This is a genomic window from Euzebya tangerina (assembly GCF_003074135.1).
GTDB lineage: Bacteria > Actinomycetota > Nitriliruptoria > Euzebyales > Euzebyaceae > Euzebya > Euzebya tangerina.
Genome location: NZ_PPDK01000001.1, coordinates 3,369,914 through 3,382,194, shown reverse-complemented (window position 1 = coordinate 3,382,194; position 12,281 = coordinate 3,369,914). Strand labels below are relative to the sequence as shown.

At 69.3% G+C, this 12,281-nt stretch carries 9 protein-coding genes; 7 read left to right on the top strand and 2 right to left on the bottom strand.

Annotated elements, in window-relative coordinates; all coding sequences use genetic code 11:
- Window positions 1–62: 62 nt before the first annotated feature.
- From C1746_RS15625 to C1746_RS15595, 7 genes are all read left to right on the top strand, one after another.
- A complete protein-coding gene (locus C1746_RS15625) occupies window positions 63–1,034 on the top strand; it encodes a helix-turn-helix transcriptional regulator (protein WP_162867814.1) in 972 nt (323 codons plus the stop codon).
- On the top strand, window positions 1,031–1,963 hold the full coding sequence (locus C1746_RS15620; RefSeq protein ID WP_116715440.1) for a helix-turn-helix transcriptional regulator: 933 nt from the start codon (window positions 1,031–1,033) through the stop codon (window positions 1,961–1,963). The genes C1746_RS15625 and C1746_RS15620 overlap by 4 nt, the downstream gene beginning before the upstream one ends.
- Before the next feature lie 140 nt (window positions 1,964–2,103).
- Window positions 2,104–2,445 carry a hypothetical protein gene (locus C1746_RS15615; protein ID WP_116715439.1) on the top strand — a complete coding sequence of 114 codons (342 nt, stop codon included), beginning with the start codon at window positions 2,104–2,106 and terminating at the stop codon, window positions 2,443–2,445.
- Window positions 2,446–2,567: 122 nt separating this feature from the next.
- Window positions 2,568–2,789: a twin-arginine translocase TatA/TatE family subunit gene (tatA, locus tag C1746_RS15610; RefSeq protein WP_116715438.1), complete on the top strand. Its 222-nt coding sequence runs from the start codon at window positions 2,568–2,570 to the stop codon at window positions 2,787–2,789.
- Between the two features lie 50 nt (window positions 2,790–2,839).
- Entirely contained in the window at window positions 2,840–3,661 is an 822-nt protein-coding gene (gene tatC, locus C1746_RS15605) for a twin-arginine translocase subunit TatC (RefSeq protein WP_116715437.1), read from the top strand.
- Window positions 3,658–6,423 carry a DEAD/DEAH box helicase gene (locus C1746_RS15600; protein WP_162867813.1) on the top strand — a complete coding sequence of 922 codons (2,766 nt, stop codon included), beginning with the start codon at window positions 3,658–3,660 and terminating at the stop codon, window positions 6,421–6,423. Before tatC ends, C1746_RS15600 begins: the two co-directional genes overlap by 4 nt.
- 25 nt (window positions 6,424–6,448) lie before the next feature.
- The gene (locus C1746_RS15595; RefSeq protein WP_162867812.1) at window positions 6,449–7,381 is read left to right on the top strand and encodes a diacylglycerol/lipid kinase family protein; all 933 of its coding nucleotides are present in this window, start codon (window positions 6,449–6,451) and stop codon (window positions 7,379–7,381) included.
- Here the strand turns inward: C1746_RS15595 and C1746_RS15590 are convergent.
- Both C1746_RS15590 and C1746_RS15585 read right to left on the bottom strand, forming a co-directional pair.
- Window positions 7,378–8,937: an aminotransferase-like domain-containing protein gene (locus C1746_RS15590; protein WP_116715434.1), complete on the bottom strand. Its 1,560-nt coding sequence runs from the start codon at window positions 8,935–8,937 to the stop codon at window positions 7,378–7,380. The genes C1746_RS15595 and C1746_RS15590 overlap by 4 nt on opposite strands.
- A gap of 58 nt (window positions 8,938–8,995) precedes the next feature.
- On the bottom strand, window positions 8,996–12,259 hold the full coding sequence (locus C1746_RS15585) for a S41 family peptidase (RefSeq protein WP_116715433.1): 3,264 nt from the start codon (window positions 12,257–12,259) through the stop codon (window positions 8,996–8,998).
- Window positions 12,260–12,281 lie beyond the last annotated feature (22 nt).

The window sequence follows — 12,281 nt, the reverse complement described above, 5'->3', positions numbered from 1 at the left end:
ACCGTCTTGAACGCTTAGTAAATCTTGTGATTGCCCTGCGTGAGACTCGGCGACCGCTGACGGTGGATCAGATCAACCAGCGCGTGGCCGGCTACCAGGGTGAGCGCGACTCGGCCTGGCGACGCATGTTCGAGCGTGACAAGGCCGACCTGCGTGCACTGGGAATCCCGCTGGAGACCGAGAAGTTGGACCGCTTCGACGAGACCCTGGGATACCGGATCGACCCGAAGGACTACGACCTCTCGCCGATCGCACTGGACCCGACGGAGCTGACGGCGTTGGCGTTGTCGGTGCAGCTCACCGGCCTGGCAGACGAGGCCGCGCCAGCCCTCGACAAGCTGGCCGTGGACGCGAACCTGGTCGGGGAGCAGCGCGTCCAGCAGCGCGTGCCGCTCGAACTCGGCATGGACGCCCCCAACCGGGCGGTGCTGACCGATGCGTTGCTGGCCAAGCAGCGTGTCCGGTTCGCCTACCGGTCGGTGGCGCAGACTGCGACGGCAGCCACGGCGACCACACGGCTGGTCGAGCCACACGCCCTCCTGCACTGGCGTGGCCGCTGGTATCTCCGGGGCGTCGACGTCGACAAGGCCGCGGAGCGGACCTTCCGGCTGGACCGGATCGACGGCGAGGTCCGTCCCACCGGCGACCCTGGGGTCGTGGACGTCCCCGACGTCCCCCCGGATCCGGCCGAGGTGGTGCCTGGTGCCACAGGTGAGCCCATCGATGCTGTGGTGGATGCGGATGAGGCGACCGCGTGGCAGGTGGCGCGCCGCAGCAGTGGCGCCGGCGTTCCGGCGCCCGATCGGGATGGCGCCGGCGTTCCGGCGCCCGATGGGGGTGGCGCCGGCAGCTGGCGCCGCTTCACCATCCGCACCTGGGATCCCGACGAGCTGATCGGCTGGCTGCTCACGCTCGGACCTGGCGTTCGGCTGGTCGGACCCGACCCGGTTCGCAACCGCCTGGTCGAGCACCTGGATCAGATCCTGGCCGAGCCCGTTCCTGTGGCGGAGCACCCGTCGGGGGCGCCATCGTGAACGCCACGCTGGTCCGGCTGCGTCGGGTGCTGGTCATGGTCCCGTGGCTGCTGGAGCACCCCGGCGTCAGCGTCGAGGAGGTTGCACGACGGTTCGAGGTGACCCCCAACGAGGTGCTCGACGACCTGGATGTGCTGGGGTACTGCGGCCTGCCGGGGTATGGGGGAGGGGACCTGATCGAAGCCTCGGTCAGCGGTGGCCAGGTCGTCGTCCGCATGGCCGAGTTCTTCTCACGGCCCCTGGCCATCTCGATGCGGGAGGGGCTGTCGCTGCTGTTGGCTGCGCGAGCCGCGCGGGACAGTGGCGTTCTGGCTGACTTCGAGGCGCTGTCGACGGCCATAGAGAAGTTGGAGACACATCTGGGCGCGGAGGCCGCGGTTCCCGTCGCGATGGATCTCCGGACCGAGGGTGAGGATCACCTGGCCCAGCTCTGGCCTCTGGTATCGGACCCACGGGTCGTCAACCTGCGGTACTGGTCACCGACGAGGGACGAGGTGACCGATCGAGCGGTCGAGCCGTGGACGGTCCGGTCGGTCGGCGGCGCCTGGTACCTGCAGGGCTTCTGTCGTCGAGCCCAGCACCAGCGGTCATTCAGGCTCGACCGGATCCAAGCGCTGGAGGTTACCTCCGAGCGGGCCCCCGCCCCACCGGACCACGTCCCTCCTCCGCTGTACCGCCCCTCCGACGACGACCCACAGGTCGTGATCGACGTCCAGCCGCACGCCGCCTGGGTCGGCGACCACGTGGTCCTGGACGATCGGGAGGTCACCGATGACGGCTGGACCAGGCTGTCGTTCCGCACGGCCGGCCTGGATTGGGCCGTCTCGTTGCTCATGCGGCTGGGGCGATCCGCACGCGTGGTGCGCCCCCCGGCGCTGGTGGACCGCTGGTTGGAGCAGGCCGGAGCCATCCGGGATGCCTACCCCTGAAGCTGGTCCGATGGCCGCCTGAGCAGGCCGCACGCGCCATGCGAAGAACTTCCGATTTCAGCCCTCAAGGTGGCTACCCGCCGGGCCGATTCTCTCTACACAGCCCCAGACCCCTGCTGAGTAGAAGGAAACCGACCCCCATGACCACGATCAAGGCAACGTGCCCCACCTGCGGTGAGGTGGCGCTGACCCCGGATGACATCGAGCTTCGTGTCGATGATTCCGCGTCCGACGGATCGTTCTACGGGTTCGCCTGCCCCAGCTGCGCCTCCGAGGTCCGCAAGCCGGCCGACGAGCGTGTCGTCCGCCTCCTCGTCAGCGGTGGCGTCCCGGCGCTCCCCGTGGTGCCGGAGCCCGTCCGCGTTCGTCTGCGTGACCGCTTCGACCACCCCCGTCTGACCCACGACGACCTGCTGGACTTCCACCAGGCGCTCAAGAGCGACGACTGGTTCCACGAGCTCACCGACCTCACCAACCAGTAGCGGCCCAGCGGCGCTACACTCGGCGGCAGCCGCCAACACACCAGTCATTCATCATCCCCGGGTCGGCGTCATCGCCGGCCCGAACTGCTTTCCAGGCGGCCAGACCACACAAGGATCCCGGCATGAGTCTTGGTGCACCAGAGATCATCGGCATTATCGTCCTTGCGCTGCTCCTGTTCGGGAGCCGCAAGCTGCCTGAACTCGGCAGCTCGGTGGGCAAGACCATCACGAGCTTCAAGCGTGGCCTTGCCGACGCCCGAGAGGAGGACGAGGCACTGCAGGTCGAAGCCTCCTCCGACTCCACCGCCGAGGCAGAGACCGACCGCACGGCCGACCAGAGCTAGAGCGCCGCTCGACACACCGTCCGTCCGGGCGGGCGATCCGACGTGACGCGATGACCGCAACCGCCGACCCTGCCGTCCCCTCCGACGGGGACGACTACCAGGGCGAGGAGATGACGCTCTTCGAGCACCTCGCCGAGCTCCGCAGTCGCCTGATCAAGGCCACCCTCGGCTTCGGCTTCTTCTTCGTCATCGGCTTCATCTTCAACGACATCGTCACCGAGATTCTCACCGACCCCTACTGCCAACTGCCCGAGGAGGTCCGCGGTGGCATCGGGACGGACTCCAGTGGCGAGTGCCAGCTGATCTTCATCAACGTGCTCGGGGGGTTCGTCGTCCGGCTCAAGGGCGCCCTGATCGTCGCCATCACCTTCGGCGCCCCGATCATGTTCTATCAACTGTGGGCGTTCATCGTGCCGGGTCTGAAGGCGAAGGAGAAGAAGTACGCCGCCCCCTTCGTCATCCTCACGCAGGTGCTGTTCCTGGCCGGCGCGGCATTCAGCCTGTTCATCATCCCCCGGGGCCTCGAGTTCCTGCTGCAGTTCGCCGGTGACGACTTCGTTCCGGTGCTCGACGCCGAGGCCTACATCACCTTCCTCATCCGCACCATGCTGGCCTTCGGCATCAGCTTCGAGTACCCCCTGGTCATCGCCATCCTGGTCCTGATGGACATCGTCAGCCACGACCTGCTCAAGAAGTACCGGCGACACGCCTTCTTCTCCGCATTCGTCGCCGCAGCGATCATCACGCCGTCGCAGGACCCCTTCACGATGTGCGTGATGGCGCTCCCGTTGGCCGGCTTCTACGAGATCTGCATCGTGTTCGCCAAGGTGATCGAACGGGGACGCGGACGACGGGATGTCGCTGCCGCGTGAGCACCTCTCACGATCACGGCGCCGACGCGCCGGCTGACGACCGACTGCTGGCCACGTTCGCCGAGCAGTTGGACCACCCGCTCGACCACTTCCAGATCACGGCCAACACGGCCCTGGTGGAGGGTCGGAGCGTCCTGGTCGCCGCCCCCACCGGGGCCGGCAAGACCGTGGTCGGGGAGTTCGCGCTGTGGCTGGCGCTGCAGCACGGTCGCAAGGCCTTCTACACCACACCGATCAAGGCGCTGTCCAACCAGAAGTACGGCGACCTCAAAGCCGTCCACGGTGCACAGAACGTCGGACTGCTGACCGGCGACAACGTGATCAACGGTGAGGCGCCCATCGTGGTGATGACCACCGAGGTCCTCCGCAACATGCTGTACGAGAGCTCCTCGACCCTCCAGGGCCTGTCGCACGTCGTCCTCGACGAGGTGCACTACCTGGGCGACCGGTCACGCGGCGCGGTGTGGGAAGAGGTCATCGTCCAACTCCCCCCAGCGGTCAGCGTCGCCGCACTCTCGGCGACCGTGTCGAATGCGGAGGAGTTCGGGGCCTGGATGGCGGAGGTGCGCGGCGGCTGTGACGTGGTCATCTCGGAGGTCCGGCCGGTGCCGCTGGAACACCACTACGCCATCAACGAACAGCTCTATCCGGTGTTCCGCAAGGGGTCCAAGGGCGCCGGCGGCAAGAAGGCGGACAGCGACGACCAGGCAGCGGCCCGGCAGGCCCGCGGCGGCAAGCCGAACCCCGAGATCCTGATGATGGAGCGTCGGGCCGGCCAACGGAACCGCGTAACACGGAAGGGCCGGCGAGTCTCCTCCGGTCAGCGGCTGCGCTACCCCCGTCGCAGCGACCTGATCCGGATGCTGGCCGACCGTCGCTGGCTGCCTGCCATCACCTTCATCTTCAGCCGCCAGGGGTGTGACGACGCCGTCGATCAGGTCATCCGCTCCGGGGTCGAGTTGACCACCGACAAGGAGCGCAGCAAGATCCGCCAGGTCATCGACCGCCGGACCACGGATCTGGCGCCAGAGGACCTCGAGGTCCTCGGCTACGGCCCCTGGGCCTACGCGCTGGAGAAGGGCGTCGCGGCCCATCATGCCGGCATGGTTCCGGCGTTCAAGGAGACGGTGGAGGAGCTCTTCGCCGCCGGTCTGGTCAAGATGGTCTACGCCACCGAGACGCTGGCGCTCGGCATCAACATGCCCGCCCGGACCGTCGTCATCGAACGACTGGAGAAGTGGAACGGCCAGCGTCACGAACTGCTCACCCCGGGGCAGTTCACCCAGCTGACCGGACGGGCCGGCCGTCGCGGCAAGGACAAGCTGGGTCATGCGGTGGTCTGCTACCAGCGCGACGTCGAGTTCCCCGTGGTGGCCGGGCTGGTCGGCCGTCGCACGGAACGGCTGGTCTCGCGCTTCGCGCCGTCCTACAACATGGCGGTCAACCTGCTGCGGCGCCCCCCGCCGTCCGCACCGGGACGGACCCGGGTGGACGACGCCGTGGATCTGCTGGAGCAGTCCTTCGCCCAGTTCCAGGCCGACGCCCAGTCCGGCGGGCAGGGAGCGGAGATCCAGAAGAACCTGCAGGCGCTGGAGGGGTACGCCAAACACCTGCACTCCGACCGGGGCGACTTTGCCGAGTACTGGGCCATCCGCAAGGAGATCTCTCGTATCGAGTCCTCCGCCGCCAAGAACCGCCGGGCCCGACGATCAACCGCGATCGAGAACGCCATCGACGCATTGACCCCAGGGGATGTGATCGTGCTCGACGGCGGCCGACGAGGCAGCACACGCCTGGCGGCGGTGGTGGCGCTCTCCAACTCGAAGTCCGGGACACCGCTGGCCACGGTCGTGACGGATGACCGCCGATCCAGCCGGGTTGGTCCTCGCGAGTTCGATCGACCGCCGGTCTCGGTCGGCCGTGTGCGACTGCCGGCCGATGGCGGGCACCGGCAACCGGCCTTCCGCAAGAGGGTGCAACGGCTGCTCTTCGACGTGACCCCGGCCGGCGACGGCCGCGGCGAGGACGTTCCCGTCGAAGACGCGACAGCGCGGCAGGTCGCCGAGCTCCGGGAGCGCATGAAGGCCCACCCGGTGCACAGCGACCCCGAGCTGCCCGAGATCGCCGTGTGGGCGCGCCGCCATGACGAGTTGGAGGAGACCACGAACCGGCTGGAACGCAACCTCCGCCGCCGCACGACGACCCTGGTCACCCGCTTCAACCTGATCGTCGAGCTGCTGCAGGAGCTCGACTACCTGGATGACGAGCCCACCCCGACCGGTCACGGGCTCCGGCTTGCGGGGCTGTACAGCGAGACCGACCTCGTCCTGGCCGAGTGCCTCCGATGGGGTGTCTTCGACGGACTGAGCGCCCCCGAGCTGGCCGCGCTCGTCAGCATCTTCACCTTCGAGTCCCGCTCGCCGGAGCCGCAGCCTGCCCACATCCCCACCCGGCTGCTCGATGAACGCGTCGACACCGTCGAGACCCACCTCCAGCGCATCGTGGACCTGGAGACGCAGTTCGGTCTGCCAGCAACGCGGGACCTCGATGCGGGACTGGCGGCCGTTGTGTACCGCTGGGCCCGTGGCGCGGACCTCGACACCGCGCTCGGCACCGCAGACCTCACGCCGGGCGACTTCGTTCGCTCCGTCAAGATGGTCGCCGACTTGGTTCGCCAGATCCGGGAGGCGGCTGATGGCGATGTCGCCCGGACGGCGGCGGAGGCCAACCGGTCGCTGGTCCGCGGCGTCGTCGCCTACTAGTCGCCCCACCTATCCTGAGGGGCTGATGAGTCACCCGTTCGGCACGCTGCACCTGATCGTCAACCCCCGCGCGGGGCGAGGCGCCGTCAAGCGGACGATCCCGCAGCTGACCCGGCAGCTCGACGCGGAGGGGCTGGACCACCGGGTGCACACGACCACCCGCGCCGGACACGCGACCGAGCTCGCCCGGCAGATCGTGGATGACGGGGGCCGCTACGTCCTCGCTGTCGGTGGGGACGGCACGGTAAACGAGGTCGTCAACGGCTTGCTGGATCAGGACGGACGCGCGCGGGCCGCCGATGTCGTGCTGGCCGTGGTGGCCGCCGGCTCCGGCTGTGACCTGGTGCGCACCTACGGGCTCGATCTGCCGATCGAGCGACTGGTCCGACGGCACCTGACCACCACCGACAGCGTTGGCATGGACGTCGGGGTCGCCACGTTCACCGATCCCGCGACGGGGGAGGAGACCACCCGCTTCTTCGCCAACATCGCCCAGGTCGGGTGGGGTGCCCAGGTGGTGCGCCGCGCCGCTCGACTCCCACGATTCACCGGCCGGGTCCGCTACCTGCTGGCCGCTTGGTCCGCGATCCGGGCGGTCAACCGGCAGGAGGTGGCACTGGAACTCCAGCGCACCACCGCCACGGTCCCGCTGGTCGAGCTGGTCGTGGCCAACGGCCAGTTCTTCGGTGGCGGCATGAAGGTCGCCCCGCGTGCCCTACCGGACGACGGTCTGTTCAACGTCCTCGCCTTCACCGGGACCAGAAGCCAGGTGTTCACCCTCACCCCCAAGCTCTACGCCGGCGAACACCTGCCAGATCCACACATCGCCGAGTGGCAGTCGGCGACCGCCGCTGTTGCGCCCGAGACACCGATGCTGGTCGAGGCCGACGGCGAGTTCCTCGGCCGGACGCCCGCCAGGTTCAGCCTGCTCTCCACGCCACTCCAACTGAAGATCTAGACCACCACACACATCTCGTCCAGGGGTGCGCCGGGACGGGCACCGTCGACGAGGGCGGACCAGGCAGCGGACAAGCGCCCGACGGCATCGGCCAGGACCGGCTCGGGATAGCCGTAGGGCAGGCGCAGGCAGTCTTCGAAGGCGCGGTCCGGTGATTGGATGCTGCCTGGCGCCAGAGCGATGCCGTGCCGGCTGGCGGCCATGGCGACGTCGCGGGCGGTGATCGGGGCCCGGGCGACTTCGACGTCGGTGTCCGACTGCGGCAGGTGGATCCACAGGCACACCCCGCCCTCCGGCGTCGAGAACCGCCAGCTGGGGAGCTCCTGTGCGAGCAGGCCCTCGAGCGCCCGCCCTCGAGCCGCGAGCATCTCACGGCGAGAGTCCTCGAACACCTCACCCAGGCCGAGGACACGGAGCGCCAGCATCTGACTCGGCACGCTCGTCCCGAGGTCGCTGAGCGCCTTCAGCCTGGCCAGCCGCCGAATGGTCTGCGCCGGACCGCGAACCCAGCCGATCCGGAGACCCGCCCAGAACAGCTTGCTCAGACTGCCGATGTGCAGCACCGACTCAGCACCGGGGAAGGTGGCCAACGGCGCGGGCGGACGCCGGTCACGGTAGGTGTCGGCCAGCGTGTCATCCGCGATGACCACCACGTCCGGGTGATCGCCGACCAGCGCCGCAAGCCGCCGACGAGATCGAGCGGACATGACGCCGCCGACCGGGTTGTGGATCGACGGGATCAGGTACAGCATCCGTGGCGTCCGCTCGAGCGCCTCGGCGATGGCATCGACGTCGGCACCGTCGTGTCCCACGGGCACGGTGTGGATGTCCGCGCCAGCCGCACCGAACAGGTCGATGGCGCCGGTGTGGGTGAGCGCCTCGGTCACGATCAGGTCGTCCGGCCGCACGTGCAGCATGCTGACCACGGCGATGGCCTGCTGAGCACCGGTCGTCACGAGCACCTGCTCGGGTGTGGTCGGCAGTCCGCGAGCGGTGTACCGATCGGCGATGGCGGCCCGGAGCGCGAGGAGCCCGGCCGGCACGTAGCCGTGGCTCGCGCTGGCCATGGCGAACTCCTCCGCCAGCCCGTCGAGCGCCTCCTGCGGCAACGGGTCGGTGTCGACCAACGCCGCGGCGCGGAAGTCCAGCAGTTGGCGGGGTGGGTCGAGCAGGCCGTCGAAGATCTCGTTGCGCTCCAGACTGCGCATCAAGACCGACTCGCGCGGTGGGCTGGGGGTCGACTCGGCAACCCGGTTGACGTAAGTGCCGCTCCCGTGGCGACGCTCGACCACGCTCGCGTCGGCCAGCATGTCGTAGGCCGACGCCACGGTGGTCCGGGACACTCGGAGGACGGCTGACAGCTGTCGCTCTGCCGGAAGCCTGGCGCCCTTGCAGACCTCACCGCTGTCGAGCAGACGGGTGATGGCGCCGGCAAGCCGGGCGTACATGGGGCCTGTGCCGTCGGGCCAATCGTGCAGCCGCTCCGCCATCCACTCGTCGCTGACGAACGACTGGTCGACAGTGGTCTGGGCCATGGTGGTCAGTGCGCGAGCCATGGGCCAACCATTGCTCAGCCACTAGTGGCCAATCAAGGGCCACATTGGTTCTGGTGTGTCAGGCCGGACGGGTCGGGCGGTCCCTGGGAGGCTCGGTGTCCAGCGCGGACAGGGCCAGATCCACTGCGGTGGCCAGTTGCGGATCATGTCCAGCCACCGCGTCCTGCGGTGTGATCTCCACCGGGTGCGTCGGGTCGGTCCCGTAGTTCTCGACCCCCCAGCCGACGTCATCGAACCAGAAGGCGAAGGCTGGTTGGGTGGTGACCATGCCATCGGCCGCCGTCAGACGTGGCTGGATGCCGATGACGCCGCCCCACGTTCGGGTCCCGACCACCGGGCCGAGATCCAGTCGCTTCCACGCGTGGGTGAAGATGTCGCCGTCGGAGCCGCACTTCTCGTTGGTCACGGCCACCAGGGGGCCCGCTGGTGCATGGTGCGGGTAGGGCTCAAGAGCGCCGGAGCGTCGCATCTGATACCCGATCCGGCGGCTCGCGAGCTTCTCCAGCAGGAGTGAGGAGACGTTGCCCCCGCCGTTGAAGCGCACATCGACGACGAGGGCGTCGGCGTGCGCCTCGGCGAGGTACTGACGGTGGAACTCGGCGAACCCGAGCGGCCCCATGTCGGGGATGTGGACGTACCCGACCCGGCCGTTCGACGCCTCGGCCACCAGCGTGCGGTTGCCGATCACCCAGTCCGCGTAGCGCAGCGGCTGGTCACTGCTGAGGGTGCGCACCGTGACCTCCCGCGCCGTGTCGTCCGCCCGGGTCACGGCGACGCGGACCTCGCTGTCGGACCGGTTGACCAGCTGCTCCCAGGGGGAGACGTCGGCACCCAGTGCAACCCCGTCGATCGCGGTGATGATGTCGCCCTCGCGGATCCGCACACCGGGCTCCAGCAGCGGACGGCGACGGAGCGGATCGGTGGACTCGGCGCGCAGGATCCGGTCGACACGCCAGCCATCCGGCCCCCAGACCAGGTCCGCTCCGAGGAATCCCAGGGGCATCTTCGGCGCCTTGGGGTGATCGCCACCGCGGACGTAGGCGTGGCCGGTCCCCAGCTCCCCGAACATCTCCCACAGCAGATCGGTGAGCTCGCCACGGGTGGCGATGCGATCGATCAGCGCACGGTAGCGGTCTCGGACGCTGTCCCAGTCCACGCCGGGCATCTGGTGGTGCCAGAACAGGTCCCGCTGCAGCCGCCAGGCTTCGTCGAACAGTTGGCGCCACTCCGCCGGCGGGTCGACACGGACGGAGACGCGTCCCAGGTCGATCCAGCCGCTGATGCGAGTGGGCCCCTCGGCTGCAGGCCCCTCAGGCGGCTTCACGCCTGCGCGGACGGCCCGAAGCCGCTTCTTCGAGGCGTACACCGTGGTCTTCCGGTCCGCGGAGACCGCAACCGAGCTGACCCGACTGACGATGACCTCGTGCTTCCCGGTGTCGAGGTCGAGCACCTCGAGTTGGCCGGTCGGTGGCTGCTCGCGTGGCCCGTGGTGCGGCAGGCGTGGGGGGCGGAGGGGCAGTGCCAACGCCTGGACCTTGCCGTGGAGGCCGACGACGGCGCGGTAGCGGCCACTGGGGAAGGGCAGTGTGACGGTGCGCTCCTGCAGTCCGTCGAGGTCGACCTCGACGGGCGTGGACGTGCCGGTTCCCGACGTGGTGTCGGATGTGGTGTCTGGTGTCTTGGCCGGATCCGAGGGGACCTCTTCCGTCGCGTCGGCGTCCTCGGGCCCGTTCGGGCGGGATGACCGCGGTGGGCGACCACCCGGGCTCCGTGGCTCCCGATGCAGCGGCGGATGGTCCGCCTCCCGCAGCACGCACGCCATGATGACGTCGGGGTGAGCGAACGAGCGGTCGAAGTAGACCCCGTCGACCGTGGGAAAGAAGCGTGTGGAGGCGATCCAGTAGAGGTGGCGACCTGCGGGATCGAACGACGGACTGCGGTTGGCCGAATCGCCCGGGCTGACGGCGATCGGCTCGGACTCCGGGTCCTGGCTGTCCCAGATCGCGACCCGTGCCGTGTACCAGTTGCTGGTCCGCTCGCTGTAGGCCAGCCACCGGCCGTCGGCTGACCACGATGGACCGTCGATGCCGTAGATGGAGGTGGCCACCTCGGTGATGCCGGGGCTACTCGGGTCGGCCAGGTCGATGACCACCAGCTCGCCGTCCTGGTTGGTCAGCGCCACCGACGAGTTGGTGGGTGCGGCCACGAGGTCCACCACAACACCGATCTCGCGGTCCAGGACGGTCATGGTCCCGTCGGCCGTGAACACCTCAAGTCGCTCCTCACCAGAGCTGTCGCTGAGGAGCACGACGGTCTCGCCGTCGGCCAGCCAGGTGATCAGCCGGTGGCTGGCCCCGGAGCGCTGGCCGATGTGGGTTGCCGGGCCGTCGTGCAGCGGCAGGACGATCGCCTGGCCGCGCACGCGGGCAGCGATGTGCGTGCCCCGGGGGTGAACCTCGTAGGACTGCAGCCAGCTGGCCGCGGGCACATAGGTGGCGGCTCGTGCCGTCCTGGGGGCGTGGACCTCCACGTCGACCGGCTCGGGATCCTCACGGGCGGGATCCAGTCGGTACAGGTCACCGCCACAGGTGTAGACGATGTGGTGGCCGTCCGTGCTGGCGAAGCGAGCGTAGAAGGTGTCGTGGTGGGTGTGCTGCTGCAGGTCGGAGCCGTCCAGCGCACAGGACCAGATGTTGCCGACGCCGGTGTGATCGGCGATGAAGTAGGCACGGTCGCCGATCAGCATGGGTGAGGCGATGTCCGCCGCCAGGTCAGGCAGCAGCCGCTGGAACGCGCCGTCACCGTCGGCGTCCACCCACAGCTGCCCCGCCGTGCCACCGCGGTAGCGCTTCCAGCGGCCCTGGTTGGTGGTGTGCCGGCCGAGCAGGGTGGCCCTCTTCCCGAACGCGATCTCGTGGGCGCTGCCGTACCCCAACGGCTCCCGATGGCCGGGCTGCGGTCCGAGGGCCACGAGCTGCGCATCACGCGAGAAGGGCAGGCCGGCGTTGGTGGAGACCACCGGGCGCCCCTCCCGATCCCACGCTCGGGTGACGGTCACCGTGGCCCCGAGGTAGCTCAGGCGATCCATGGGGCCACCCTCCAATGGGGCCACGAACGCCTCCGGGTGGTGGGCGTCGAGCCCGGTGAAGGCCACGGTCGTCCCGTCCGGACTCGGGATCGGATGGCTGGCGGCGGCCCGACCGTCGGTGATCCGGTGGGCGCGGCCGCCGGACAGTGCGGTCAGCCAGAGGTCGTCGTCGGCGACGACCACGACCTGGTCGCCGATGACGGCGGGGTGGCGGAGGTAGAAGGGCGCAGGCACCCGGACGACGCTAGTGGTCTGT